Source organism: Streptomyces sp. NPDC001270 (assembly GCF_042896695.1).
Taxonomy (GTDB): domain Bacteria; phylum Actinomycetota; class Actinomycetes; order Streptomycetales; family Streptomycetaceae; genus Streptomyces.
In genome coordinates this window covers 173,724-198,914 of record NZ_JBIAXM010000004.1, presented here as the reverse complement: position 1 = coordinate 198,914, position 25,191 = coordinate 173,724, and the positions used below count along the sequence as shown (strand labels likewise).

At 70.8% G+C, this 25,191-nt stretch carries 24 protein-coding genes, 1 tRNA gene and 1 pseudogene; 14 read left to right on the top strand and 12 right to left on the bottom strand.

The features are described from left to right. Window position 1 precedes the first annotated feature (1 nt). Both ACFY2B_RS09105 and ACFY2B_RS09100 read left to right on the top strand, forming a co-directional pair. Window positions 2-2,995, top strand: a complete 2,994-nt coding sequence (locus tag ACFY2B_RS09105) for an FtsX-like permease family protein (protein ID WP_390762497.1) — start codon at window positions 2-4, stop codon at window positions 2,993-2,995. Between the two features lie 34 nt (window positions 2,996-3,029). Then, on the top strand, window positions 3,030-3,986 hold the full coding sequence (locus ACFY2B_RS09100) for an ABC transporter ATP-binding protein (RefSeq protein ID WP_390762496.1): 957 nt from the start codon (window positions 3,030-3,032) through the stop codon (window positions 3,984-3,986). Window positions 3,987-4,083: 97 nt separating this feature from the next. On the opposite strand, the gene ACFY2B_RS09095 is transcribed toward ACFY2B_RS09100, so the two are convergent. The 3 genes from ACFY2B_RS09095 to ettA are packed head-to-tail and all read right to left on the bottom strand — an operon-like array spanning window position 4,084 to window position 6,871. Further along, a complete protein-coding gene (locus ACFY2B_RS09095) occupies window positions 4,084-4,758 on the bottom strand; it encodes a hypothetical protein (RefSeq protein WP_390762495.1) in 675 nt (224 codons plus the stop codon). After that, complete coding sequence (locus tag ACFY2B_RS09090; RefSeq protein WP_390762494.1) at window positions 4,755-5,204, bottom strand: acyl-CoA thioesterase; 450 nt, start codon at window positions 5,202-5,204, stop codon at window positions 4,755-4,757. Before ACFY2B_RS09090 ends, ACFY2B_RS09095 begins: the two co-directional genes overlap by 4 nt. Window positions 5,205-5,206: 2 nt before the next feature. Then, window positions 5,207-6,871 (bottom strand): energy-dependent translational throttle protein EttA, encoded by a 1,665-nt coding sequence (gene ettA, locus ACFY2B_RS09085; protein WP_390762493.1) that lies wholly within the window; start codon window positions 6,869-6,871, stop codon window positions 5,207-5,209. Window positions 6,872-7,329: 458 nt separating this feature from the next. Here ettA and ACFY2B_RS09080 point away from each other — a divergent pair, with 458 nt between their 5' ends. Then, window positions 7,330-7,581: a hypothetical protein gene (locus ACFY2B_RS09080; RefSeq protein ID WP_390762492.1), complete on the top strand. Its 252-nt coding sequence runs from the start codon at window positions 7,330-7,332 to the stop codon at window positions 7,579-7,581. Between the two features lie 593 nt (window positions 7,582-8,174). Here the strand turns inward: ACFY2B_RS09080 and ACFY2B_RS09075 are convergent. From ACFY2B_RS09075 to ACFY2B_RS09060, 4 genes are all read right to left on the bottom strand, one after another. Beyond that, entirely contained in the window at window positions 8,175-9,587 is a 1,413-nt protein-coding gene (locus ACFY2B_RS09075) for a Cys-Gln thioester bond-forming surface protein (protein ID WP_390762491.1), read from the bottom strand. A 436-nt stretch (window positions 9,588-10,023) separates the two neighbouring features. Continuing rightward, window positions 10,024-10,491, bottom strand: coding sequence for a single-stranded DNA-binding protein (locus ACFY2B_RS09070; RefSeq protein ID WP_390762490.1), 468 nt, complete (start codon window positions 10,489-10,491; stop codon window positions 10,024-10,026). Window positions 10,492-10,888: 397 nt separating this feature from the next. Further along, window positions 10,889-12,793, bottom strand: coding sequence for a GTPase (locus ACFY2B_RS09065; protein WP_390762489.1), 1,905 nt, complete (start codon window positions 12,791-12,793; stop codon window positions 10,889-10,891). Window positions 12,794-13,069: 276 nt separating this feature from the next. Beyond that, window positions 13,070-14,677 (bottom strand): dynamin family protein, encoded by a 1,608-nt coding sequence (locus tag ACFY2B_RS09060; RefSeq protein ID WP_390762488.1) that lies wholly within the window; start codon window positions 14,675-14,677, stop codon window positions 13,070-13,072. A 321-nt stretch (window positions 14,678-14,998) separates the two neighbouring features. Between ACFY2B_RS09060 and ACFY2B_RS09055 the strand changes: the two genes are divergently transcribed. Together ACFY2B_RS09055 and ACFY2B_RS09050 are read left to right on the top strand one after the other, a co-directional pair. Continuing rightward, a tRNA-Arg gene (locus ACFY2B_RS09055) sits at window positions 14,999-15,071 on the top strand. A 154-nt stretch (window positions 15,072-15,225) separates the two neighbouring features. Further along, window positions 15,226-16,155 (top strand): tyrosine-type recombinase/integrase, encoded by a 930-nt coding sequence (locus tag ACFY2B_RS09050; RefSeq protein WP_390762487.1) that lies wholly within the window; start codon window positions 15,226-15,228, stop codon window positions 16,153-16,155. A gap of 72 nt (window positions 16,156-16,227) precedes the next feature. Here the strand turns inward: ACFY2B_RS09050 and ACFY2B_RS09045 are convergent, their stop codons facing one another. Beyond that, window positions 16,228-16,416, bottom strand: coding sequence for a hypothetical protein (locus ACFY2B_RS09045; protein ID WP_390762486.1), 189 nt, complete (start codon window positions 16,414-16,416; stop codon window positions 16,228-16,230). Between the two features lie 163 nt (window positions 16,417-16,579). Further along, window positions 16,580-16,963 (bottom strand): hypothetical protein, encoded by a 384-nt coding sequence (locus ACFY2B_RS09040; protein ID WP_390762485.1) that lies wholly within the window; start codon window positions 16,961-16,963, stop codon window positions 16,580-16,582. A gap of 390 nt (window positions 16,964-17,353) precedes the next feature. On the opposite strand from ACFY2B_RS09040, the gene ACFY2B_RS09035 reads away from it, so the two are divergent. The 4 genes from ACFY2B_RS09035 to ACFY2B_RS09020 all read left to right on the top strand — a co-directional run bounded on the left by ACFY2B_RS09035 (window position 17,354) and on the right by ACFY2B_RS09020 (window position 19,905). After that, entirely contained in the window at window positions 17,354-17,503 is a 150-nt protein-coding gene (locus ACFY2B_RS09035) for a hypothetical protein (protein WP_390762484.1), read from the top strand. A gap of 542 nt (window positions 17,504-18,045) precedes the next feature. Next, the gene (locus ACFY2B_RS09030; RefSeq protein WP_390762483.1) at window positions 18,046-18,372 is read left to right on the top strand and encodes a hypothetical protein; all 327 of its coding nucleotides are present in this window, start codon (window positions 18,046-18,048) and stop codon (window positions 18,370-18,372) included. A 94-nt stretch (window positions 18,373-18,466) separates the two neighbouring features. Continuing rightward, on the top strand, window positions 18,467-18,691 hold the full coding sequence (locus tag ACFY2B_RS09025) for a hypothetical protein (RefSeq protein WP_390762482.1): 225 nt from the start codon (window positions 18,467-18,469) through the stop codon (window positions 18,689-18,691). Continuing rightward, on the top strand, window positions 18,688-19,905 hold the full coding sequence (locus ACFY2B_RS09020) for a hypothetical protein (protein ID WP_390762481.1): 1,218 nt from the start codon (window positions 18,688-18,690) through the stop codon (window positions 19,903-19,905). Before ACFY2B_RS09025 ends, ACFY2B_RS09020 begins: the two co-directional genes overlap by 4 nt. A 172-nt stretch (window positions 19,906-20,077) precedes the next feature. Here ACFY2B_RS09020 and ACFY2B_RS09015 read toward each other — a convergent pair. Further along, a pseudogene (locus ACFY2B_RS09015) lies at window positions 20,078-20,230 on the bottom strand (IS701 family transposase); the annotation flags it as partial. Window positions 20,231-20,397: 167 nt separating this feature from the next. Continuing rightward, window positions 20,398-20,664, bottom strand: coding sequence for a hypothetical protein (locus ACFY2B_RS09010; protein WP_390762480.1), 267 nt, complete (start codon window positions 20,662-20,664; stop codon window positions 20,398-20,400). Window positions 20,665-20,872: 208 nt separating this feature from the next. Between ACFY2B_RS09010 and ACFY2B_RS09005 the strand changes: the two genes are divergently transcribed. The 5 genes from ACFY2B_RS09005 to ACFY2B_RS08985 all read left to right on the top strand — a co-directional run bounded on the left by ACFY2B_RS09005 (window position 20,873) and on the right by ACFY2B_RS08985 (window position 23,670). Then, complete coding sequence (locus tag ACFY2B_RS09005; RefSeq protein WP_390762479.1) at window positions 20,873-21,367, top strand: hypothetical protein; 495 nt, start codon at window positions 20,873-20,875, stop codon at window positions 21,365-21,367. A 91-nt stretch (window positions 21,368-21,458) separates the two neighbouring features. Continuing rightward, window positions 21,459-21,671, top strand: coding sequence for a prevent-host-death protein (locus tag ACFY2B_RS09000; protein WP_390762478.1), 213 nt, complete (start codon window positions 21,459-21,461; stop codon window positions 21,669-21,671). After that, complete coding sequence (locus ACFY2B_RS08995; protein ID WP_390762477.1) at window positions 21,661-22,116, top strand: type II toxin-antitoxin system VapC family toxin; 456 nt, start codon at window positions 21,661-21,663, stop codon at window positions 22,114-22,116. Before ACFY2B_RS09000 ends, ACFY2B_RS08995 begins: the two co-directional genes overlap by 11 nt. 157 nt (window positions 22,117-22,273) lie before the next feature. Then, window positions 22,274-22,702, top strand: a complete 429-nt coding sequence (locus ACFY2B_RS08990) for a VOC family protein (RefSeq protein ID WP_390762476.1) — start codon at window positions 22,274-22,276, stop codon at window positions 22,700-22,702. A gap of 302 nt (window positions 22,703-23,004) precedes the next feature. Then, on the top strand, window positions 23,005-23,670 hold the full coding sequence (locus tag ACFY2B_RS08985) for a hypothetical protein (RefSeq protein ID WP_390762475.1): 666 nt from the start codon (window positions 23,005-23,007) through the stop codon (window positions 23,668-23,670). A gap of 189 nt (window positions 23,671-23,859) precedes the next feature. On the opposite strand, the gene ACFY2B_RS08980 is transcribed toward ACFY2B_RS08985, so the two are convergent. Beyond that, on the bottom strand, window positions 23,860-24,738 hold the full coding sequence (locus tag ACFY2B_RS08980; protein WP_390762474.1) for an aldo/keto reductase: 879 nt from the start codon (window positions 24,736-24,738) through the stop codon (window positions 23,860-23,862). Between the last annotated feature and the right edge of the window lie 453 nt (window positions 24,739-25,191).

Genomic DNA, 25,191 nt, shown 5'->3' with positions numbered 1-25,191 from the left:
GATGAACTCCGAAAGGGAGCCGGGTTCGGACGCGTCGGATTCGGGACGGCAGACGGATCCGGTACGGCAGCCGGAGCCGGGACCGGGGAAGGATTCCGGGCAGGAGGGCGACGCTGCGCACGCCGCGCACGCCGCGCACACCGAGCACACCGAGCACGCCGAGCACGCGCCCCACCCCGGCCCTGGGCGGAAACCCGGCCCTGGGCACGCGCCGGACGCCGCATCCCGGCCGGAGGTCGCGTCCCGGCGGGGCGGCCCGTCCGTGGTCGCCCCCTGGGTGCGTACCCGGTTGCGGACCGCGCCGTTCGCCGCGCTCGCGCTCGCGCTGCTGGTCGCCCTGACCGCGTGCCTGGCCGCCGCGCTCCCCCGCGCGGTCGACCGGTACGAGGACGCGGGCCTGCTGCACGCCGTACGGCAGGCCCACCCCGACCGCACCACCGTCCAGATCACCGCGCCGCAGACCGACCTCGGACGGTCCCCGGAGGACCAGGCCGCGGCCCTGCTGCCCGAGGCGCTGCGCGGTCAGCGGGACAAGCTGCTCGCCACCGTCCCCCGGCCGCTGGCCGTCGACCCCGCGCAGTCGTCGTACGGCGTGGCCTTCGCCAAGAGCCTCGAAGTGCCCGACCCCTGGATACCGCGCCCGAGCGGCCTGCCCGCCCAGCTGGTCCTGGTCGCGCAGGGCGGCGTCGCCGACCACGCGGCGGTGCGCGAGGGCCGGCTGCCGCGCACCTCCGCCGCCGTGGACGAGACGACCCCCGAGGTGGAGGCCGCCGTCACCGCCGAGACGGCCGAGAGCCTGCACATCGAGGTGGGTTCCGTCATCCACGTCCCCGCGGTGGCCCGGGGTCCGCTCGCGGTCCGGGTCACCGGCATTCTCACCCCGCGCGCGCCCGCGGACGCCTACTGGTCGACCCGGACCCTGCTGCGCACCCCGGACCTGGTCACCGTGCCCAACCCGGGTCCCGACCGCGAGAGGTACTGGCTCGGCGCCCTGCTGCTGGCCCCCGAAGCCGCCCCCGCCCTCCTGGCCACCAACGGGAACCCGGTGCGCTACTGGTACCTGGCCCCCGACCGGAGCGACCTCCACGCGAGCGACCTCGACCGGCTGCGGTCCGCCGTCGCCGCCCTGGAGTCCGGCCCCGGCCTCCAGCAGGCCCGCGCCCTGACCGACCCCGGCACGGAGACCAGCACCGGCCTCGACGACGTCCTGCTCTCCTTCTCCCAGTTGCGCGCGGGCATCGCGCCGCTGGTCGCCGTCGCCGTCTTCGGCACCGCGACGGTCGTCGCCGTCGTCCTCCTCATGGCGGGGGCGCTCGCCGCGGACCGGCGCCGGGCCGAGGCCGCCCTGCTGCGGGCGCGCGGCGCCTCCCTGGCCGGTCTCGCCGGGCGGCTGTGCGCCGAGACGGCGACGGTCGCCGTACCGGCGGGCGCGCTCGGCCTCGCCGTGGCGCTCCTCGTGGTCCCCGAGGGCCGCACCCGGTACGCCGTCGCCGCCGCTCTCGCGGTCACCGTCACCGCCTGCGCCGCGCTCCCGGTGCGGGCCGCGCTCGCCCACCGGTCCGTACGCGTCACCGGCCCGCGCGCGGACGTGGTGACGGCACGTCCCTCCCGGCGGCGTACGGTCGCCGAGCTGACCCTGCTCGTCCTGGCCGCGGCAGCGGTGGAGTCCCTGCGCAGACGGGGGACGTCGAGCCCGTCCGCGGACGGTCCCTCGGGCGATCAGCTGGTGTCGGTCGCACCGGTGCTGATCGGTGTGATCGCGGCGCTGGTGCTGGTCCGGGTCCTCCCGTTCCTGCTGCGCCGGCTGGCCCGTCCGGCCGGGCTGCTGCGCGGCGCGGTGGGCTTCCTGTCCCTGGCCCGCGCGGGCCGTACCTCGGTCTCGGCCGTGCTGCCGCTGCTGGCGCTGCTGACCGCGCTCACCACGGCGGCGTTCGGCGGTTCCGTGCTGGCCGGGGTGGCCGAGGCCCGCGACCAGGCCGCCCTGCGGTCCATCGGCGCGGACGCCCGCGTGGACGCCGAGGGCCCGCTGCCCTCCGGCCTCGCCGGCCGGGTCCTGGACCTGCCCGGGGTGCGTTCGGTCACCGCGCTGAGCATCGGCTACGGCGCGAAACCACGGCAGGAGCAGACCCCGGTGCCGCTGGTGGGCGTGGACCCCGCCGGGTACGGCGCGTTGGCGGCCCGTACGGGTCTCGGCGCCTTCGAGGCCGGGCAGGTGCGGCGGCCCGCGTCCGGCGGCCCGCTGCCCGCCCTGGCCTCGCCGTCCGTGGCGCAGGCGTACGGCACTCGGCGGCCCTTCCCGGTACAACTGGCGGACGGCAGCACGGTCAGCGTCCGGATCACCGTCGTACGGGACCGTACTCCGGCCCTGACCAGCGACTCCTTCCTCGTCGTGGACCGCGCGGGGCTCACCGCCGAGGCGGCCCGTCCGACGGCCCTGCTGGTGACGGGCGACCACGTGGACGCGGCGGCGCTGAGCCGGGTGGCCGGTCCCTCGGCGGGCGTGCGCGTCCGCGCCCAGGAACGCGCCCGGTACGCCGACTCGCCCCTCCAGTCGGGTGCCGAGCACGTCTACACGGCGGCGGTGGCGGCCGGCGGCGGGTACGCCGTACTGGCCCTGCTCCTCGCCCTGTTGCGCGCCGCGCCCGAACGCGCCGCGCTCCTCGCGCGCCTGCGCACCATGGGGCTGACCCGGTCCCAGGCCCGCCGCCTCCTCGTCCTCGAATCGCTCCCCCAGGCCCTTCTCGCCGCGGCCGGCGGCGCGCTGACCGGCTGGGCGGCGATCCGGCTCCTGTCCCCCGGCATCGATCTGACCGCCGTCGCCCTCCCCTCGGCCGCGGCACCGGGCGGCGGGGCCGGGCTGCACACGGACCCGCTGTCGCTGGCGGTCCCGGCGATCGCCGTACTGGTGACGGCGGTCGGGGTGGCCGGTGTGCAGGCGTGGTGGACCGGCAGGCGGGGGTCGGTGCGAGAACTCCGGGCAGGGGATGCGCGATGAGCCAGACCGGCCTGTCAACCGTGCGGGAGGACCGATGACCACCAACCCCACCCTCGGCGAACTGGCGAACCGGGTCACCGAGGCCCGCAACCGCCCGGCCTACGGCCATGACGCCCTGATCACCTGCGACCGTCTGGTCCGGATCTTCTCCGCGGACGGCGTCGAGGTCCAGGCGTTGCAGGGCCTGGACCTCCTGGTCCGCGAGGGAGAGCTGATGGCGCTGGTCGGCGCCTCCGGCAGCGGCAAGTCCACGCTGATGAACATCCTCGCCGGTCTGGACACCCCCACCGCGGGAGCGGCCAGGGTCGCCGGCCGTGACCTGCTCACGATGACCGCCAAGGACCGTCTCGCCTACCGCCGTGAGGTCGTCGGTTTTGTCTGGCAGCAGACCTCCCGCAATCTGCTGCCCTATCTGACCGCCGCCCAGAACGTCGCTCTCCCGCTGGGCCTGTCCGGCACCCGCTCGCGCCGCCGGGTCCGCGCCGAACGCGCCCTGGAACTCCTGGAGTTGCTGGAGGTCGCCGACTGCCGCGACCGCCGGCCGCAGCAGATGTCCGGCGGCCAGCAGCAGCGCGTCGCCATCGCGGTGGCCCTCGCCAACTCACCCGCGGTCCTGCTCGCCGACGAACCCACCGGCGAACTCGACTCCCACACCGCGGCGCAGGTCTTCGAGGCGTTCCGCACCGCGAACGAACGCCTCGGCACCACCATCGTCATCGTCACCCACGACCAGGCGGTGGCCGCCGAGGTCCGCCGCACGGTCGCCATCCGGGACGGCCGCACCTCCACGGAGGTCCTGCGCCGCAGCGAGATCGACGCGACCACCGGCCACGAGACGGTGGTGGCCCGCGAGTACGCCATGCTGGACCGGGCCGGCCGCCTGCAACTGCCCGCCGAGTACACGGAGGCCCTGGGCATGCGCGACCGGGTCGCCCTGGAGCTGGAACCGGACCACATCGGCGTGTGGCCGGACGACAGCCAGCACCGCTGAGGTCCGGGCCGGGCCCGCCGGGGTCCCGGCGAGGTCGGCTGAGGTCCCGGCCAAGTCGGCTGAGGTCCCAGCCAGGTCTGCTGAAGTCCCGGCCGGGTCAGCGCACGCTGACGTCCAGCGCCCCGAGTCCCGCCCGCCGCACGGCCACCGACCCGTACGGTGTGCGCAGCCGCAGCCAGGCCCCGGACGAGAACAGCCCCGCCTCCACGGCGTCCCGGCGCCGCAGGAAGCCGAGGGACTGCGCCGCGTGCACGGCCCGTACCGGGAGGCTGGTCCCGCCGACCAGCCGGGACCAGATGTCCCGCCCGATCCGGTCGAGTTCGGTCCGGGTACGGCGCTCCGGCGCCAGTTCCCGCGTACGGGAACGGAATTCGGCGACGGCCCCCGCGACCAGCGCGCGCAGTGCGTCCGGCGCCGGCAGGCCCGGCTCCGGGCGCCAGCCGCCGCGCGGCGGCAGCACACCCGCCCAGGGCGGCCCGGTCACCGCGTCCGGGACGACGGCGGTAGCCGCCGACTCGTCCACGGACTCCAGCAGCTCACCGGCGGACACGGTCACGTCGAGGACGGCCTCCAGCCCGTCCTCGTACGGCTTGGCCAGCCGCACCGTACGCACCGCCAGCACCTCGAAGGACGGCGGCCGGCCGAACACCGCGAGGGCCGTTCCCGCCGCCTGCAACCGCACCACGGCGCCGCGGTCGTAGTGGAGCAGCCGGGCCAGGAAGGCCGCGAGGTCCGCCGCCTCCCCGTCGTCCGCCAAGTGGAGCACCGTCATACGGCGACGGCCTCCTCCTCGTCCCGGTCCCGGGTCCCGCCCTCGTCCCCCGGGCCGCCGTCGTCCATGTACCCGCGCAGGAACTCCCGCTCCTCGGCGGTGATCCGGCGCGGGCGCTGTGTCTCGAAGTCGTACGGCACGACCACGGTCGAGGCACGGACGTAGATCCGGTCGCCGTCCTTCACCTCGTAGGCGAGGGTGAAGGACGCCGCCCTGACCTCCGTGATCCACAGCTCGATGTCCACCGGTTCGTGCCGGTGGACGAGCTGCCGCTTGTAGTCGATCTCGTGGCGCGCCACCACGGACCCCTGCCGGAAATCCTTGTCCGGGCGGAACAGGAAGTCGATACGGGCTTCTTCCAGGTAGCGGAGGAAGACCACGTTGTTGACGTGGCCGTACGCGTCCATGTCCGCCCAGCGCAACGGGCAGCGGTAGATGTGGCGCAAGATCAGCCCCGGGTCAGCTTCTTGTAGGTGGCACGGTGCGGACGCGCGGCGTCCGCACCGAGCCGCTCGATCTTGTTCTTCTCGTACGACTCGAAGTTGCCCTCGAACCAGAACCACTTCGACTCACCCTCGTAGGCGAGGATGTGCGTGGCGACCCGGTCCAGGAACCACCGGTCGTGGGAGACGACCACGGCGCAGCCCGGGAACTCCAGCAGGGCGTTCTCCAGGCTGGAGAGCGTCTCGACGTCGAGGTCGTTGGTCGGCTCGTCGAGGAGCAGCAGGTTGCCGCCCTGCTTGAGGGTCAGCGCCAGGTTGAGCCGGTTGCGCTCGCCGCCGGAGAGGACCCCGGCCGGCTTCTGCTGGTCCGGGCCCTTGAAGCCGAACGCGGAGACATAGGCGCGGGACGGCATCTCGACCTGCCCGACGTTGATGTAGTCGAGCCCGTCGGACACGACCTCCCAGAGCGTCTTCTTCGGGTCGATGTTGGCGCGGCCCTGGTCGACGTACGAGATCTTGACGGTGTCGCCGACCTTGATGTCACCGGCGTCCGGCGTCTCCAGACCCTGGATCATCTTGAACAGGGTGGTCTTGCCGGCGCCGTTGGGGCCGATGACGCCGACGATGCCGTTGCGCGGGAGGGTGAAGGAGAGGTCGTCGATGAGGATCTTCTCATCGAAGCCCTTGCCGAGGTTGCTGACCTCGACGACCACGTTGCCCAGGCGGGGGCCCGGCGGGATCTGGATCTCCTCGAAGTCCAGCTTCCGCATCTTGTCGGCCTCGGCGGCCATCTCCTCGTAGCGGGCAAGGCGCGCCTTCGACTTGGCCTGACGGCCCTTGGCGTTGGAGCGGACCCACTCCAACTCCTCCTTGAGGCGCTTCTGCCGCTTGGCGTCCTTCTGGCCCTCGACCTTGAGGCGGGCGGCCTTGGTCTCCAGGTACTTGGAGTAGTTGCCCTCGTAGCCGTGCAGCCGGCCGCGGTCGACCTCGCAGATCCAGCCGGCCACGTTGTCAAGGAAGTACCGGTCGTGGGTGACGGCCACGATGGTGCCCGCGTACTTGGCCAGGTGCTGCTCCAGCCAGTTCACCGACTCGGCGTCGAGGTGGTTGGTGGGCTCGTCGAGGAGGAGCAGGTCGGGGGCCTCCAGGAGGAGCTTGCAGAGCGCGACGCGGCGCTTCTCACCACCGGAGAGGGTGGTGACCGGCCAGTCCCCGGGCGGGCAGCCCAGCGCGTCCATGGCCTGCTCCAGCTGGGCGTCGAGGTCCCAGGCGTTGGCATGGTCCAGCTCCTCCTGGAGCTTGCCCATCTCCTCCAGCAGCGCGTCCGAGTAGTCGGTCGCCATCTGCTCGGCGATCTCGTTGAACCGGTCGAGCTTGCCCTTGATCTCGGCGACGCCGTCCTGCACGTTCTCCAGGACCGTCTTCGTCTCGTCCAGCGGGGGCTCCTGGAGCAGGATGCCCACGGTGTAGCCGGGCGAGAGGAACGCGTCGCCGTTGGACGGCTGCTCCAACCCCGCCATGATCTTCAGCACGGTCGACTTACCGGCACCGTTCGGGCCGACGACGCCGATCTTCGCACCCGGCAGGAAGCTCTGGGTGACGTCGTCGAGGATCACCTTGTCGCCGTGCGCCTTGCGCGCCTTGCGCATGGTGTAAATGAACTCAGCCAAGAGAAACCGTCCGGCAGCTTGAAATCTGGCAGTGGGCAGATACATCCCATCTTGCCGTACCGCCACCCCTGCGCGGAAACCCGTCTGGCCCAACCCTTCTGACCTGCGCTTTCACGACTGACGGCGGTGGCTTGTCCGTCAGCACCGACCACCGCCGGTCCCCGCCGGTCGCTGTCGAACGCCGTCCGGTCACTGTCGATCGCCGTCCGGTCGCCGTCGACCGCCGTTCGAACGGTCCCGGCCTCGGGTTGGCCTCGGGGCGCCCTCGGATCGGCCTCGGGGGGCCTCGGGGGGCCTCGCGGGTGCGCCGGGATCGGCAATCGTCAGCGGAGGGGTACGACGGCCGACACCTTCAAGCGGTTTGGGCGGTGACCGCGGGGGTTCCTCCTGCGCGGCCCGGCATCGTGGTGATCGCAGAGGCACGGACCAGCGTGCCTCACGGGCGTAGGAGAGACGTCATGCGCACAGTGGTGAGAGCGGCGCTGCTCGCGGTCTGTACGACCGCTGTGGCCCTGTCCGTCGTACCGGCGGCACAAGCCGCCCAGACAGGCTGCCGCTACTACTACACGAGCTGGGGCCGAGGCCCGCACGGTGAGACGACCGGCTCCGGGGAGTACGCGGAGGGCGACAGGGACCCCGAGGGCCGCGTCTGCCAGAACGGCTGGTGGGTCGATCCGAACGAGGACGGGGGGCAGCAGCCCTGGGCGTGATCCTGTCCTGCCCCAACGCGGCCCGACAGTGAGCCGACCCGCTCTCAACGGACAGTGAGTCGGCCTGCGATCCAGCCGCTCAAGCCCCCTACTGGCGGAGAGACCGCCAGTGGGGGCTTGACCGTTTCGTCATCCGGTACGGCGGCGGTGCCGGCTGACGGACTGCCGGGCCTGAGCCGAAGCTCGATCACCGACGTGTCCCGAGGCCGGTGAGCACCCGGGCGTGCCGGCGGCCGGGCTCGGCCGAGCCGTCAGGACCGGGCCGAGCCGTCACGGACCCAGACCGGGCCGAGTCATCACGGACACGGACACAGACACGGGCTGGGCACGGGACTTCGTCGAAGAGCTGGAGCCTGCGCGTGCTGAAGCACGTTGCGTCAGCACGTACAGGGCCCCAGCACGTACAAGACCCGGGACAAGCCCGGCTTCCTGCCGGCACGCTGCACTTCCCGTAGCCGTGCTCCGCTGCAATTACCGTAGCCATGCTCCACGGCGAGGAGCCGTCCGCCGATCAGCTCGCCGAGCCGTGCAGCGAGCCGCGCACCGATCCGCTCGCCGAGCCGTTCACCGACGACGAAGACCGGGGGCGTTGCTCATTCGGACGCCGGCGTTTCCTTCTTGCGGAGCAGCACCAGGACCGCGCCGCCGATCACCACCAGGCCGATGGCCACGCTCGTGATCACCGGGGTCGCGCTGGAGCCGCCGGTCGCGGCCAGATTCGTCGTACCGCCGGAGGTGCCGCCCGCCGTGGCCGGGCTGGGCTCGCCCACGGTCTGGGCCGACGGACCGCTCTCACTGCCCTCGGTCCGGCAGTCGAGTACGCCGGTGAAGCGCTGCGAGAAGCCGTGCGGCCCGGTGATCGTGAAGTCGTATGCCTGGTCCTCCTGGAGCGGGATGGTCACGGTGCGCGACGTGCCCGCGGGGATGGTGTGCTCGTCTCCCATCAGTTCGAAGGTGAAGGGCTTGTCACCGGTGTTCGCCGCGCTGATGTCCAGGCTTCCCTCGGCGCAGTTCTTGTGGGCCGACAGCGCCGGAATCGGGCCCTCCTCCGCCCAGGCCGCGCTCGCGGTCGCGGAGACCGTCGACTCGCTGGAGCCGGCCAGGATCTGGGTCTGGCTGCGGCTCTCGGAGACGAAGGCACGGCCGACCGGCACACTGGTCGACGCCTGGACGGTGAAGGTGGCCGTCCCGGCCGCGCCGCCCGGCGCGGGGGTGGCCGCGCCGTCTCCGGTGCCCGCCCCGGTGTCCTCGGGGACGTCGACATACAGCCGGCTGCCGTCCTTCGCCGACGTGACGGTCCTGCCCTTCTCGTCGACGATCCGGACCCCGCTGGTGGCGGCGTCCGCCGGGGGAATCACGGTGACACCACGCGCGTTGGTGTGCACCGTCACCGGTCCGAGCCGGTCACCGGTGTGCCCGGAGACCGCGGGCGGGTCCAGCGTCAGCGATGCCTGGGGCTCCGCCACGTCCCGGGCGTTCTTCTCCAGGTAGTCGGCGAGCTTCTCGGCCCGCGAGCCGACCGCGTCGACGTCCGCGCCGTCCGAGTGGCGCCAGATGGCCACCTGCGTGCCGGCCGCCGCGTCCTGCTCGGTGAGGCCGCTGACGCCCGCCCGCTCAGCGAGCGCGGCGAGGTCGTTGACCTGCGGGTAGGAGTTCTGCAGGATCCAACGGATCTTGCCGGCGTCCCTGTTGGCGCCGAGCGAGGTGCCGCTCCAGGACGTCTCCTGGTACCTGGCGTCCTTCTGGGTGGGGTTGTGCATGTCTATGCAGTAGGTCTGCAGCATGCCGCCGCCGTCGACGGACATCTCGAACAGGCCCGCGGCCACCTTCAGGTCACCGCCGTCCCCGTGGATGACGGCATCTCCGTACGTCTTCAGACCACCCAGCGTGGCGATCGCCCCGCCCTGGGCCTGCGCTTCCGTGTCGGCGGCGGCCACCCCGGCGGCCGAGAGCAGGCCGACGGCCACGAGTCCGGTCACCCACGTCGCGGCGGCGAGGCGGGACACGCCTCTCCGCCGCACCGACGGCGCGGAAGTACCACAGAACCGAGAGAACGCAACAAGCACAGAATTCCCTTTCCAGCAGGACCCGTTGACGTGGGGGTGTGTGGTCCCACCGACAAAATCAGCAGCCCCCCCGGGGGCTACGCCCGGCATCCTAGGGATCAGTCGCAACCCGGCTCGCCGGTCAGATCGTCGGATGGCGGATCCGACTCGGAATCGTTATCGCCAGGCCCCGGCGCGAGCAGGGCTTATCGACAAATCCACTGAGTTGTTCGGGGATTCTCCTTCGCTGACGCACCACTGAGGCAGCGGTGACGCACCACTGAGGCGGCGGTGAGGCATCGCTGATGCACCACGGGCGCGGCGCTCACGCAGCGCTTGCACAGCTCTTGCACAGCGCTGACGAGGCGTTCGACCGCGCCGCGGAGTCCGGCTGACGTCATGTCACTGTTGCGGGCTCCGGTGGCCGTTGGGCGGGTGCGGCCGGGGAGTCGCCCTCCGGGGTCTCCCAGTGGGGTTCCGGCCGTTGCGGCGCCGCCCCCTCCGGTTTGCCCACGCGCCGGAAGGCGGAGGTACCACGAGCCAGGTCGTGGCCGATCGCCACCGCGTCGACGTCCGCGGAGACCCTGCTCTGCTGTCCGTCGCGCGCGTCCGTGCGCACCTTCAGCCTGCCCTGCACGAGGACCGGGTCCCCCACGTTCAGCGAGGCCGCCGTGTTGGTGGCGAGCTGGCGGTTGGCCCACACAGTGAAGAAGTTGGTGTGCCCGTCCGCCCAGGCGTTCTTCTCCCGGTCCCAGTAGCGTGAGGTCACCGCCAGCCGGAAACGCGCCGACGGGCCCGCGGCCGCCTCCCGGTACACCGGCTGCGTCGCCACGTTGCCCACCACGTGCACCATCGTCTCGTTCATCGTGAACACCCCTCCCCGGCCCGGTCGCTCACGCCGGGCGGATATGTGTACGGGTCCGTCCCGTACGGCTGCGGTCGCCGCGTCCGCCACGCTCCAACAAGCTCTCCGAGCAGGGGGTGCCCCCACCCGTCGCGCCGGCATCGACGCCGACGTTCGGCATGCGTGGCGATCGCCGCGGAACCAGACTGCCTCCACCGGGCCGATCCCGCTGAGCGCTGTGGACCGCCGGACGCCTGTGGAAAACTCCCTCACCCGGACGGGTGATCGCACCCCCTCCACCCACAGGCTGCTGTCCCGCCTCCCCACAGCCTCCGTCCGCCGCGGCCCGGCTCCCTTCCCCGCCCTTCCCCGGCCCGGCCGCCGCTCGGGGCCGCCGCTCGGGGCCGCCGCTCGGGCCCTACCCCACCACCCCCGCCGCGGCCCGTGTGACCCTCCCGTACTGCTCCCGAACCTCCTGGTACCGCAGCAACTCCGCAGCCAGCGGATCGAGCACCCTCGCCCGGCCGCACCCCGCGGCGGCCTCGCACAAGCGGCGTTCCGCCTCCTGCCCGTACCGTCGTGCGGGTCCGCGCGCCGCCATCCGGCAGCTCCACTCGATGATCGGGCCGCCCACGATGCCGGCCACCATCAACAGCACCGGTACGCCCAGGTTCGGCGCCATGACCCCGGCGATCTGCCCCACCAGCCACAGCCCGCCGACGACCTGAAGCAGCGTCATGGCGGCCTGGACGAGTACGGCCAGCGGCCACCAGCCCGGCCGCGGTGGCCTGCCCGGCGAAAGACCGGCCCGGGCCGCCAGGTCGTCCAGCGCCTCGGGCAGGCCCTGGGAGCCCCGTACGGCCGCCTCCCGCACCGCCTGCGCCCAGGGCACGGGCAGCCCGGCCGCCGCCCGGTCGGAGACCGTGCGCACCGCCTGCTCGACCCGCTGGCGAGCCGTGGCCTCCTCGTCCGCCTGCGTGCGCAGGAGGAGCCGTCCGGTGGCCGGATCGCACCGCTTCTGATACCAGCGCCACAGCCTCAGCCAGGGCGTTCCGCAGGCCCGGTTGGCATTGCGCAGCCAGGCGCGTTCGGCGGCCTCCCCCGCCGCGGTGGCGCCCACGGCGTCCGCGAGCCGGGCGGAGAACTCCTCCCGCGCCTCCTCGGTCAGCCCGGAGCGCCGCCCCGGGGCGTACACGGACCCCAGTTGGGCCGCGGCGGCGTCCACGTCGGCCGAGATGCGGCGGCCCGCCGCTCCGCGTTCGGTGACGAACTGGCCGAGCACCTCGCGCAGTTCGGCGACGCCGTCCCCGGTGAGCGCGGACAGGCTCAGTACGGCCGCACCCGGCTCGCCGTGCTCGCCCAGGGCGATCCCGTCCTCGTCCAGCAGCCGCCGCAGATCGTCGAGGACCTGGTCGGCGGCCTCTCCGGGGAGCCGGTCGACCTGGTTGAGGACGACGAACATCACCTCCGCGTGTCCCGCCATGGGCCGCAGGTACCGCTCGTGCAGGACGGCATCGGCGTACTTCTCCGGATCGACGACCCAGATCACGGCATCGACGAGCTTGAGGATCCGGTCCACCTGCCGGCGGTGCTGCACGGCCGCCGAGTCGTGGTCGGGCAGGTCGATCAGGACGAGCCCGCGCAGTTGTGCCTCGGCCTCCGGGCTCTGCAGCGGCCGTCGGCGCAGCCGTCCGGGGATGCCCAGCCGGTCGATGAGGCTCGCCGCGCCGTCGCTCCAGCTGCACGCGATGGGCGCGGCGGTGGTCGGCCGCCGTACCCCGGTCTCCGAGATGGCCACCCCGGCGAGGGTGTTGAACAGCTGGGACTTGCCGCTGCCGGTGGCACCCGCGATGGCGACGACGGTGTGCTGACCGGAGAGTTTGCGCCGCGCCGCCGCCTCGTCGAGGACCCGGCCCGCCTCGGCGAGCGTGGAGCTGTCGAGCCGGGTACGGGAGAGCCCGACCAGTTCCCGCAGGGCGTCCAGGCGCGACCGCAGCGGGCCGTCGTACGCCAGCGGGACCGGGACCTGTGCGGCCGATGCGCGGGGTTCGACCAGGGAGGGCTGCTCGCCGTCGGCGGTCACGGCCACGCGCCGGGCGATGAGCCCGTCGTCCCAGGTCTCCGCGGAGTCCGCGGCGGCCTTGTCGTCCTTCACGCGCGCGTGGCCCGCCTGCTCGTCCCGCAGCCGCGCCTGCTCCGCGTTCTCGCCCCGCACGCGCGCGTGCGGGGCATCGGCGCCGCCGTCCCGTCCCCGAATGTGCTCCTGCTGCTGCCCTGGCCCGCGTACGGGTACGGGTACGGGTTCTTCCCCCGATTGCCGCATGTCCGCCGACACCGGCTGTCCCTGCCCCTGCCTCTGAGTCGGCTCCGGCTCCGGCACCGCTTCACGCTCCTGCACCTGTTCGCGCCGCGTCTCGTTCCCCTTCCCCTCTCCGGGGAGGCCGTTCTCGCGACCGTCCCCTCCGCGGAGAGCGTTCCCGGGCTCTGCGGGAAGGGCGCTCTCGCGCTGCTCGGTACGCGAAGCGGCCTCCCGGGAAACCATGTCCCCGGTGTGATCGGCGTGCTCCGTGTGGTCCTGGTCAGTGACGGCGGTCACCGGTCACCTCTCCTTCTGCAGTACGGACAGGGCGGCGATGAGTTCGGCCTGGGGCTCGGGCTGGACGTCGAGGGCGTCGAGCGGCGCGAGGCGGCGCTCGCGTTCGCTGTGCATGACCCGGTCCAGATGCTCGACGAGCAGGAGTCCGGCGCGTTCGCGCAGCCGTGCCGCGCGGTGCGCGCCGAGGCGTTCGCCCAGGCCCTCACCCGCGGACCGGGCCCGGCGGCCGCCGAGTACGACGGTGGCGGTCAGGGCGGCGACGGTCTCCGCGTCGGGCGCGATGCTCCGGTCCAGCTCGCGCACCGCCTCCTCGGCGTATTCCTCGATCTCCCGCCGCCATCGCCGCGCGGCGAGGCCGATCCGGTGTTCGGCGCTCTCCAGCGAGGGATCGCGTTCCGCGAGCCCCGGAGCGCCCGCGGCCGGCTCCCGCCGCCAGGCCGCATCGACGCGCTCGTCGGCGGCGGTGACGGCGCACAGCAACAGCGCGGCCAGGCTGCCCACCAGCGCATCGAGCAGTTCACCGGCGGTGCAGTCGAGGGGGAAGGCGCGCCAGCGCTTCAGCGCGTCCCCGGCCAGTACGGCCCCGGAGTTCAGCCGGCCACGCACGCGCGTGTGCTCGCTGTCGTACGCCCCGTCGACCGCGGCGATCAGCCGCAGCGCCGCCGCGTGCTGGGCGGCGGCGGCGCCGGCCAGCTCGGGCATCCGTGTCTTGAGCGAGTCGAGGATGCCGTACGCCGTACGCGCCATGATGTGCTGCCGGGCTCCGGGGTCCTGTGCCTGGTGCACGAGCCAGTTCCGCAGCGGGGCCACCGCGGTGGCGGGCAGCAGACCGCCGCCCCAGGCGGACTCGGGCAGCTCGGGGACCGTGAAGCGGGGCACCTGACCGAGGCCGGCCTTGGTGAGCAGGGCGCCGTACTGCCGGGAGACCTCGGAGACGACCTGGTGGGGCACCCGGTCGAGGACGGTCACCAGGGTCGCGTCGTACTCCTTGGCGGTGCGCAGCAGGTGCCAGGGCACGGCATCGGCGTACCGGGCGGCCGTGGTGACCATGATCCAGACGTCGGCCGCACAGATCAGCGCGGCGGCGAGGACACGGTTGTCCGCGACCAGGGAGTCGACGTCGGGCGCGTCGAGCAGGGTGAGCCCGCGCGGGAGGCTGTCCGCGGTCTCGATCCGCAGCACGCGCGCGGGGTCCTCACCGGGGAGCAGCAGATCGTCCGCCGGGTCCTGCTGGGGCACCCATACGCGCGTGAGATCGGGCAGCACCCTCATCCCACTGAACCAGTGATGATCCTCCGGATGGCACACCAGCACCGGAGTCCTGGTGGTCGGCCGCAGCACGCCCGCCTCGCTGACCCGCCGACCGACGAGAGAGTTGACCAGCGTCGACTTGCCCGCCCCGGTGGAGCCGCCCACGACGGCCAGCAGCGGCGCTTCGGGGCTTCTGAGGCGGGGCACCAGGTAGTCGTCCAGCTGGGCGAGCAGTTCGTCGCGGTTGGCACGCGCGCGTGGGGCCCCCGCCAGGGGCAGCGGAAAGCGTGCGGCGGCGACACGGTCGCGCAGGGCGGAAAGTGTGTCGAGCAGCTGAGGCCGTACGTCCAAGGTCACCACATGCGAAGAATGCCCAATTCTGGGGTAATTCTGAAGCATATGGAGTTGTCTGCGTGCCGACGGAGCACATCGGGCGGAAGGGACGACTGGGACGCGGGCGCAGTCCAGGCATAACGAGTACACAACACCCGGGCCGTGACGCACCAAAAGCGATGCACGATTCGTACCTGCCTGCGATTATCAGGACCGCTTCACCGAACCTCCACATCGAGCCACGGAGGCGAAGCAACAGGGACACGGATCCGGGAGCCCTATCCTTGTCCCCGGCAACGTCACGGATCAGCCCACACCCGGGCACCACGAACGAGGCCACCACACCCGGCCCCCGTAGCTCAGTGGATAGAGCAGGCGCCTTCTAAGCGCTTGGCCGCAGGTTCGAGTCCTGCCGGGGGCGCACACACCCGATGACCAGCGGAAACGCTGGTCATTTTCGTTTCTGGCGCAATGCACATCGCTCCCGGGCCAAGCGCCGCGACCATCCACGATCGTGTATAACATCGTGAGTCCATGGCAGATGAGCGGTACAACACCGGGCCCATAGCTGCCTCATGGCCGCCGCCCTCAGGTCTGAGAACAAATCCGACAACACCATCCGAATCTACGGACACGCTGTCAACTCGTCCGGACGGTTCCTACTTGACAAGGAGGGCGGCTACCAGCCGACCGCCGACGAGGACGGGACCCCCGGCCGCCCCGCGCCGGCCGACCTGGACGAGATCCACCGGGAGCACGTCCAGGCGTACATCGCGGACACCATCAGACGGACGAGCCCGGCGAACGCGCACCAGCACTTCCGAGCACTGAAGACGTTCTGCAACTGGCTGCTCGACGAGGAGGAGATCGACCGCTCCCCCATGCGGACCATGAAGCCGCCCACGGTCACCGAGAAGGAGGTACCCGTCATCCCCGAGGACAGCCTTGTGAGCCTGTTCAAGACGTGCAAGGGGAAGACGTACGCCGACCGGCGCGACACGGCAATCCTGATGCTGTTCCTGGATACGGGCGTACGCCTGTCAGAGGTGACCGAACGCAAAATCGGGGATCTGGACCTCGACATGATGGTGCTGCACGTCCTCGGCAAGGGCGACAAGTGGAGGTCGGTGCCGTTCAGCCGGACGTGTGCGACCGCCCTGGACCGCTACCTGCGGGCCGCGGCAAAGCACAAGGGTCGGCCACTGGAAGAGGACATGCGGCTGTGGTGGGGCGACCGCGGGCAGAAGGGTCACCGGCTCACCATCAGGGGAGTCGGGACGATGCTCAAGCGGCGATGCTCCGAGGCCGGGATCGACCCGATCCACCCGCATCAGTTCCGTCACACGTTCGCGCACCTATGGAAGGCGAACGGCGGCAATGAGGACGACCTGATGCGCATCACTGGGTGGCGCTCACGGCAGCTGCTGTCTCGTTACGCCGCCTCCGCCGGCATCGAGCGCGCCCGGCCGGCACACCGGAACCTGTCTCCGGGGGACCGACTGTAGGGAGTGGAGGAGGGTCCGGGCAAAGTCTCGGCGGCCGTCCGGGCACTACCTCCTGTTCACCGCCCGTAGTCGTCACACGGTGGCGTACGCCACCTCGAAGCTGTCGCGTACGAGTCTGGGGATGCTGATGCACAACCAGGCGAGCGCGGCGGCTTCTTCTATCCGGTCGGGGTCGTAGGCAGCTCTGACCTGGTCCCCCTGAACGAGGTGCATGACGGGTACGCCGCTGGTCAGCGTTCGGCGTTCGAGATGCACTGTCACATGACCCCCTATCCCGCGTGCCTGGGCCCCAGGAACACACCCGTTCGCACACGCGTTCGATCTGCGCTAGGCGATGACCACGCTACGCCGCGTAGTCATATTCACGCAGCAAGTAGGTGAAGGGTGTGGGGACCATGGAGGAAATGTGACGATTAAACTAAGGTTACTGGCCGGTTTCGGACTGCCACTTCTCAGCCACTGCCCGCTCAGGGGCCCCCGGCTCGGCGTCCAGACGACGCAGGAGCCTGGCTGGGGCGCCAGCTTGAAGCTCGGAATCCTCGTAACCAATGAGCTGAAGATGGGCGGCGGCGGCCACGATCTCCCTCGGCAGACGGAGGCCGGCCGCGAGGGCACCGATCAGACGGGGGTCGACGCCATAACTCTGACCGCGGACGATCTTTCCGACGAGGCCGTTGCTTGGCCGATAACCACTGTCAGGATCGACGGCAACTTTGACGAACGCCGCCACGCTCATCTTGTTCGGGCCCGTATGAGTGCCGACATGCTGCTGCACCAACTCGGTCAATGCATCCCGCCGCTGAGCCATCAGGCGCCTCTTTCCGCACAGGCGTCCCAGAACACCCGCCGCATGGAGTACCGAAGTCGCAGGTCAGCCCGTACATCCCTCCGAGTGACGCGCAACATTGTCCACGAATACGGATGTGGATGGTACGCCGCTCGTCCCCCTTGGCCGAATCTTGGCGACCCCCGCTGTCCGGTCCCGCTATATCCGAGGCGCGGCGACGCTCCGACCTGCGGTGCCTCACTCTGCGCGGGGCGTCCTGGGGGCGCCCGTCCCGTTCAAAGTGAGGCGCACGCGTCCCGTCTCGGTCGATCTGGCCCCGTCTCCCCGATCCACCGAGAGCAACGGTTCGATGACGGTGAGTCATGGCAGGATTGACGCAGGTCGACACCGTGTCGATCGGAAGGAGGAGGCATGGCTGAGGACGACGGCGGCGACGAGACGGAGTCCGCAAGGGAGGAGACTCCGTCTGGCCGGTACGCAGGCACGGAAATCACGATCGAAGGCGAGGAGCACCTCATCATTCGGGAGGATGAGGTCCCGGTAGTCACCGACGGCGAGTGATACGCCCACGCTTCGGTGCGGGCTGATCTTTGCCCGTGCTGGAACGGAGTGCTGTCCAGCCACGAGGGCCCGGCCGCGGATCGTCGGCCGTATACCACCGCCGACCTGTGGCGTCTCGCTCAGGCTGAGGCGGTTCGAGCAGATGCCTCGGGTTGAGCGGGACCGCCTCGCCTGCGGCGGGACCGGACACCCACCCATGGACAACGTTCGAACGGTGTGCTCATGTATCCATATCCACGGACGTGGATGAACGGAGAAGCCCGTGAGAGACGAACGCCTGCACCTGACCGACAGCGACCTACCGCGCAAGCTCATGAAGCGCGCACCCGGAGGGCCGCTCAGCGTCCGACACCTGGCCGAGATCTCCGGCATTCCCAAGAGCCGCGTGGACAACCTGCTGCACGGTCGATATCCATCCGCCGCCGAGCAAACGGCGACCCTGATCGCACGGGCAGTCGGCGTCCACCGCGAGGCTCTTTTCATGGCCGCTCCATCCACGTCCGTGGATGTGGATGTAGATGTGGATGACAAAGGAGGACCCGTTGAACACCAACGAGCGCTCGATGCAGAACCGCATCGCCTCGTACAGGAGCTGGGCGAGCACGGCGGACCGGTCAGCGCGGACCGCGCCCGCCCGCCGACGGTCGCACCACGACCGGTTCGTGGAGCAGGCCCGCACGCTGCACCCCAACGGCACGGACAAGCAGATCGCCGCCGCCGCTGAGGCCCTGAAGAAGGCGCACTACACGGAGATGGCCCGCCGCTCGGCGCAGGCCCGCCGCATCCGCAGCGAGCTGGCCAAGCAGGACAAGGCCGCGCGCGTCGCCCAGCTGCTGGGCGACTCCGACGCCAACTCGGCCGTCGCCTGAGCCAGCCCCCTGAACGCGCCGAAGGGCCGTCCGACTTCCCGGCCGGCGACCCCACGACTCGGCGCCCCTACCAACCGTTGAAAGGAGGAGCCCCGTGGCTCCGATCATCGCAGAACAGAAACAGCCCAGCACCCCGGGTGACTTGGTGTCCCCGGACGGCACTGTGTGGCGCGTCACCGAGCACACCCGGGGCGGGGCCGCGCTGTACGTGATCGACGGCGTTGAGGTGGCGGCGTGCCCGCGGCTGGTGATGTCGACCCGTGCGGAGCTGCAAGACATCTTCGGCACGGATCTGCGCCCGGTCGGTGGTGCGGCATGAGCGACATCGTGATCCCCAAGGGCCCGTTCGAGACCGAACCCCGCGCGCGGTACATCAACAAGGACACCGCTCAGCAGCTGATCACCGACGCGTTGACCGCGGCCGGGGTGGAACTGGGCGCGTATGACCGGCGGATCGTGGCCTGGCAGGCCGGTTGGGACAGCAGCTCGATCGTGCCGCTGGTGTCGTGGCTCCGGCGGACTGCGGCCGAGCACAAGCGGCTGCGCAAGTCCCGTGACGCCTTCCGCGACCAGCGCAACGCGGTGTTCCAGACGAACGAACGGCTGCTTGCGGAGCTGCAGGCGTCGGATCAGGCGCGGCTCCTGGCGGAGAACGAGACGCGCTCTGTGAGGCGCGAGGCCGACGCGCTGCGGGCCCGGGTCGCGGAGTTGGAGGCCGAGCTGCGGATCGGGGCGCCGTGGAAGTGCCCGGTGTGCAGCAAGGAGAACACCCGGGACGTCTGCGTGATCTGCGAGACGGATCGGCCGGAGGCCGACGAGGAGCCCGCCCCGTCGGCGGACGGGATCACGCGGCGGATCGTGCCGGTGCGACGGGCGCTCATCGCTCACACCCCCAGACGACGGCCCAGCAGCCGAGCGCGTACAGGGCGAGCGCGGGTCGCCACCGTGCCGGACTCCACCCTGCTCACCCAGGCGACCACCGGCCTGACCAACGTGGCGCAGGCGAACACCGACACCGCGCCGAGCGGCGCCAAGCTGTACCCGCGGATCCTGGCCGGCGCTTCGGGCGTGAAGTCCAACCTGCTCGCGATGGGACGGCCGACGCACGCGGTGATGCACTCGCGGCGCTGGTACTGGCTGTCCAGCCAGATGTCCGCGACCTGGCCGATGATCAACTGGACGAACCTGCCGGCCGAGGGGGGCATCGCCGGTGTCGCGAACGCGGGCAGCAGCTACAACTCCGGCCCGCGTGGTGTGCTGCCTTGCGGCCTGGAAGTCATCGTCGACAACACCATCGCCACCAACCTGGGCACGGGAACCAACGAGGACGAGCTGTACGTCGTCCCGGCCTCCGAGTGCCACCTGTGGGAGGACCCGGACGCGCCGCTGTTCATCCGCGCCGAGCAGCCCGCCGTGGCCTCGCTGGGCGTGCTGCTGGTCGCCTACAGCTACTTCGCCTACACCTTCGGCCGCTACGCCGGCGGCATGCAGAAGGTCTCCGGGACCGGCCTGGCCACCCCGACGTTCGCTTAGTACTGCAATCACAGTTATGGGGTATGACCTCGGCGTTTGTAGTGGCTGTGGCGGGCTCGGGTCTGACTTGGCCGCCTCCAGCATGACCAGCGCAGATGGTGGGTCGGGGTGAGGTGTTGTGGGTGCAGGAGCAGTCCGATCAGGCGGCGGATCTCCGCGACGGACACGGGTATCAGGTGGGTTTGTCCAAGATTGCTGCTCCTTTTGACCGTTCCTGGGCGCGGATGGTGGTCAGTGCGGCGAGTGCGGCCATGGACAGGGTGATGTGCCGGTACCAGGCGTCATAGCGGCGGACCTGGTAGTGGTCCAGGCCGCACTCGTTCTTCTTCCGGTTCGCAGCCTGGTCACGCAGCCTTCAGCCAAGTCGCTGATCACGACTCCGTACAGGCCCTCGGTGCCCACCCGGCACGACAGCCGGATCACTGACCTGCCTGCCAACGCCCCGACAGGCAAAGCGGTCCGGCGGGCGAACCGCCGGACCGCTATGAAAGATCAATCTCCGAAGGTGACGATGTAGACCGGGCTGTTAGAGCTGCCCTCGTTGTGCACTACCGGACAGGACGTCTCCTGCTCGCTGTCCTCGGTCTTGACCTGAATTCCGCAGAAGGGCGAATCGTCCCAGTTGAGCGTGTTGATGTTGCTGAGCACGGGGATGTTGTCCCCCCCGTTACCGGTGTCAGCGCTGGCCTCGCCGATGCCGGCGAAGAGGATTCCGCAGGTGGCTGCGGCCACCGCCGCAATCTTCTGAAAGTTCCTCATATGTTCTCCTCCGCTGCTCCGCCCCAGATCGGGCAGACACCTGGAGAACGATGCACAAAAAGGATCAGACCGTAACGTCATTCAAACTTTGATCACTCCTACGGCCGTACGAATCACGAAGCTGCTGGACGAACCGAGCGGGCGAGATGCCTCGTTGCCCGTCGCGCCTGGTTAGACCACACCCTTGGCGCCCTGAAGGAGACCCGGCATGGGACTTCGGCCCGTTCACGGCGACGGCGTACTGCCGTCTGCCGCCCGCAGCGCGGGCACCTACACCTCCGGCCAGCTCGCCAACGCCGGCCAGGCCACGGACGTACTGCTCACCGTGCACTGCACCGCAGCATCCGGCACGGGCCCGACGCTGGATGCCTCGCTGGAGGAGTCCGCGGACGGCGTCACCTGGACCGCGATCCCCGGCAGCGGGATCACGCAGCTCACCGCGGTCGGCAACCGGGTGGCCGCAGCCGCTGTCACAAAGAGCCTCGTCCGCGTCACGTCCACCGTGGCCGGCACCGCTGCAAGCGTCACCTACCGCGTGGCGCTGCTGACCGTACTGGCCGGCTTGGCGGAGGGCGAGGAGCCTGCCGGGGGCGCACATAGCCTCTTACCTGCGGAAACGGGTGAGGGGTTCTTTCATGTCCAGACGCACATCGCTCTACGAGCAGGCGCCTTCACCTGTCCACCATCGCGGGTAACGGTGTAGCACCGAGTAGCACACCTTCGCTATCGCGGACAGCAGGACAGCGCAGCCGGAGATCACTCAGCGCGATCTGCGCACCCGCTCCAAAGAGATCATGGACGCCGTCCAGGGAGGACAGGCGTTCACCGTCACCCGCGACGGGCATCGCATCGGCGAGCTGATCCCGCTCCGCCGCCGTCGCCGCTTCGTTCCTCGTGCCGAGTTCGCAGCCATGTCCCGTACGGCCCCCGACATCTCGCTGGACGCCTTCCGCGACGACCAGGACGCCGTCGTCGAGCAGGAGTTGGACGACCCGTGTGCCCGTTGAGCACGAGCAAGGACTGCTCGACACCAACATCATGATCCTGCGCAAGTGGATCGACGCCGGCGAGCTGCCTGCCGAGATGGCCATCAGCGCCATCACCCTCGCGGAACTCTCCGCGGGCCCCCACCAGGTGCGCGGCGGCGAGCTGCGCGACTACGACGAACACGCCGAGCGGGCCCGCCGCACGGACGTCCTCCAGCGCGCCGAAAACGAATTCGACCCCATCCCCTTCGACGTGGAGGCGGCCCGCAGCTACGGCAGAATCTGCGCCGCCGTCGTCTCCGCAGGCCGCAGGCCCCGTCACCGTGCGGCCGACCTGATGATCGCCGCCGTCGCGGCCGCCGAGGGACTCCCCCTCTTCACCACCAGCCCCGACGACTTCAAGGGCCTCGACGACTTGATCACCATCGTGCCCGTCGCCCGGCCCGAGATCCTGCACGACCGGTAGTGCCCCGTCCGCCCTGCCCCGCGCCGGAGGCAGGGTGGTTCCGCTCCCGGTCGCGGACACCCACCGCCCGTCACCAACTCACGCCACGCCAGACCTCGATCCGCACGAAAATGGCGTCCGGAGTCTCAGTGCCGGCACACGCCCGTACAGTTACCCGATGACGCCGATCAAGAAGTTCCAAGTCACCTTCGACTGCGCAGAACCTGAGCGGCTCGCTCGTTTCTGGTGCGAGGTGCTGGGGTACGTGACACCGCCGCCACCGGCGGGGTTTGCCACTTGGGACGATTTCAAGCGCTCGCAGCCACCTGAGCAGCGGGATTCCTGGTTCGCCTGCGTCGATCCCTCAGATGTGGGCCCGCGGCTGTACTTCCAGCGGGTCCCCGAGGGGAAGGCCGCCAAGAACCGGGTGCATCTTGATGTGCGGGTCGGCACCGGACTCGTGGGTGAAGAGCGCCTCGCCGCACTTGAGGCCGAATGCGCACGACTGGTCCCGCTCGGTGCGGTGCACGTGCGCACGCTGTATGACGGCAATGATTCGTGTATCCCGATGCTGGACATCGAGGGCAACGAGTTCTGTATCGACTGAGAGGCCCTTCTCGACATCCTCCGCCACGTGCGCACTCCGGCGTTACCCGTGAGCCGGAACCCCGCTGGTCGCCGCACCACCAGTCACCGCGCCACCGGTCACCGCGCCGACGGTCGCCGCGCAGCCGACCTGCCCGTGTTCGACGTCCTCCGCGACGACCTGATCACACGAGAGCCGGGGAACTTCCCCACATAGGAGGGTTTGGCGCGACAGAAAGCGCAAGCCGGACGCAGCCGCTCCAGCGCCGCGACACACTCACCGCTGTGCAACCGATCGCGTACACAGAGCGACATGGAGGGTGCGTGTTCCACACCATGAAGCAGCGTCTGGCGGCGTGCGCCGCGGCAGCGGCCTTTGCCGCGGCGGCCTCGTTGGCCGCTCCGTCGACGGCCGCCGGTGCCGCCGCCGTCGGCGAACTGACCTACGGCAGCGACATCCTGCTGCAGAACCAGTACGGAGGCGACGGCGGCTACCTGGACACCAACGGACACTCCAGCCAGCAGGGCGCCACCTACGATGTGAGCACCAACCAGACCCCCAACAGCCGCGGCCCCGCGACCTCGGTCTGGAAGATCGTCTCCGCCACCGGCAAGGCCGACGGCACCCGCGTCACCAGCGGCGACGTCATCTACCTCATCAACCAGTACGGCAGCGGCACCTACCTGGACACCAACGGACACTCCACCCGTCAGGGTGCCAAGTACGAGGTGTCCACGACCGTCACCAAGGACCGCGGCCCCGGCACGGGGAAGTGGCACATCTTCGGCAGGACGTCCTCACCCACGGACGGCAACATCCGCACGGACGACATCGTGCACCTGCTGAACGACTACGGATCCGCCAACGGCGGCTTCCTCGACACCAACGGCCACTCCAGCCGGCAGGGCGCCAAGTACGACGTGTCCACCAGCCACTACACGGACCGCGGGACGGACACCGGCTCCTGGAAGGTCCTGCCCGCCAACTGACCTGACCGAGGGTCGGCCGTCTCACCGTCGCCGCGCGTCACCAGTGCGACCACCCCTTCTTGTGGTGTGGTCCCACCTGAGGACGCGCGGCGTTCGCGACCGTGACCCGGTCCTCAACGGGGCGCGGCCGGGTTCGCGTTGGGTGCGAGGCACGGGTGCACGGGTCGGGCGAGGGCAGCTGCGGACCGGTCAGGCGTTGATGCTGTCGGCCAGCGCGGAGAACTCCTCGTCGGTGAGGGTGACTTCGGCGGCCGCGACGTTCTGTTCGAGATGGGCGACGCTCGACGTGCCGGGGATGGGGAGCATCACCGGGGAACGGCGCAGCAACCAGGCGAGCGCGAGCTGCGACGGACTCGCGTGGTGTTTTCTGGCCGCGTCGTCCAGCGGACCGCCCAGGCGGGCGAGTTCGCCCGTGGCCATGGGGAACCATGGGATGAAGGCCAGGTTCTCCTGCTCGCAGTGGTCCAGTACGTCCTCGGCAGCGCGGTTGGCGAGGTTGTACAGGTTCTGCACGGACACGATGTCCGCGATCCGACGTGCCTGACCGATCTGCTCGACGGTGACCTCGGACACGCCGATGTGCCGGATCTTGCCCTCCCGCTGGAGGAGGACCAGTTCGCCGAGTTGGTCGGCCGGCGGCACCTTGGGGTCGATGCGGTGCAGTTGGAAGAGGTCAATGCGGTCCAGACCGAGATGGCGCAGGCTCAGCTCGCACTGCTGGCGCAGGTATTCGGGGCGGCCGAGCGGGCGCCAGTCGTCCGGACCGGCGCGGCTCAGGCCGGCCTTGGTGGCGATGACGAGATCGTCCGGATACGGATGGAGCGCCTTGTGGATCAACTGCTCGCTGACGAAGGGGCCGTAGGAGTCCGCGGTGTCGATGAGGTTCACACCCAACTCGACGGCACGCCGCAACACGCGCACGGCTTCGTCGGGATCCGCGGGCGGTCCCCATACGCCGGGGCCGGTCAGCTGCATGGCTCCGTATCCGATGCGACGGACGGGCAGGTCACCGCCGAGGGAGAAGGTGCCGGAAGCCTCGGCGGGGCGGGAGGCGGCGGATGCGGTCATGGAATGTCCTTCGGTCGGGGACGGCGACAGCGGCGAGGTTCCACCGGGTACGCGGCCCGGTGCGCGTGGGCGGCCCACGGCCCGCCCGGCGCCCACCGCGGCCCTGCCGGAGGCACGACGGTACTGCTGCCGTACGGCTTCTCTCCCACCATCCTGATCCGTCGGCACCCGCGGCGCACCCCGCGGCGGTCCTGGCGGCCGGGCCGGACCGGCGCCTCCGTCGGCCGCTGGGCCCGGACGGCCGTTCCGTGCCGGTGGCGGCGAGGCGAGCGTCACGGTGGTCCGTGGGGCCCGCCCGGGCCGGTCGCCCGGACCCGTCGCCCAGGCCGGTCGCCCGAGCCGGTCACTCAGAGCGGCCACCCATCCGGAGTTCGATCTTCCGTTCAACCTTTCACCCCTGGGTAACCCTGGACTCTGCAAATGTCATACAATCACTCTTAGTTGTCGCATGAT

Coding starts and splice junctions, on each gene's coding strand:
- ACFY2B_RS09010 (WP_390762480.1), bottom strand. CDS start 20,664: ATGAGGAACTTTCAGAAGATTGCGGCGGTGGCCGCAGCCACCTGCGGA.
- ACFY2B_RS09080 (WP_390762492.1), top strand. CDS start 7,330: ATGCGCACAGTGGTGAGAGCGGCGCTGCTCGCGGTCTGTACGACCGCT.
- ACFY2B_RS09095 (WP_390762495.1), bottom strand. CDS start 4,758: ATGACGGTGCTCCACTTGGCGGACGACGGGGAGGCGGCGGACCTCGCG.
- ACFY2B_RS09070 (WP_390762490.1), bottom strand. CDS start 10,491: ATGAACGAGACGATGGTGCACGTGGTGGGCAACGTGGCGACGCAGCCG.
- ACFY2B_RS09100 (WP_390762496.1), top strand. CDS start 3,030: ATGACCACCAACCCCACCCTCGGCGAACTGGCGAACCGGGTCACCGAG.
- ACFY2B_RS09065 (WP_390762489.1), bottom strand. CDS start 12,793: ATGCGGCAATCGGGGGAAGAACCCGTACCCGTACCCGTACGCGGGCCA.
- ACFY2B_RS08990 (WP_390762476.1), top strand. CDS start 22,274: ATGACGCCGATCAAGAAGTTCCAAGTCACCTTCGACTGCGCAGAACCT.
- ACFY2B_RS09035 (WP_390762484.1), top strand. CDS start 17,354: ATGGCTGAGGACGACGGCGGCGACGAGACGGAGTCCGCAAGGGAGGAG.
- ACFY2B_RS08980 (WP_390762474.1), bottom strand. CDS start 24,738: ATGACCGCATCCGCCGCCTCCCGCCCCGCCGAGGCTTCCGGCACCTTC.
- ACFY2B_RS09020 (WP_390762481.1), top strand. CDS start 18,688: ATGAGCGACATCGTGATCCCCAAGGGCCCGTTCGAGACCGAACCCCGC.
- ACFY2B_RS09000 (WP_390762478.1), top strand. CDS start 21,459: ATGGACGCCGTCCAGGGAGGACAGGCGTTCACCGTCACCCGCGACGGG.
- ACFY2B_RS09050 (WP_390762487.1), top strand. CDS start 15,226: ATGGCCGCCGCCCTCAGGTCTGAGAACAAATCCGACAACACCATCCGA.
- ACFY2B_RS09005 (WP_390762479.1), top strand. CDS start 20,873: ATGGGACTTCGGCCCGTTCACGGCGACGGCGTACTGCCGTCTGCCGCC.
- ACFY2B_RS09040 (WP_390762485.1), bottom strand. CDS start 16,963: ATGGCTCAGCGGCGGGATGCATTGACCGAGTTGGTGCAGCAGCATGTC.
- ACFY2B_RS09105 (WP_390762497.1), top strand. CDS start 2: ATGAACTCCGAAAGGGAGCCGGGTTCGGACGCGTCGGATTCGGGACGG.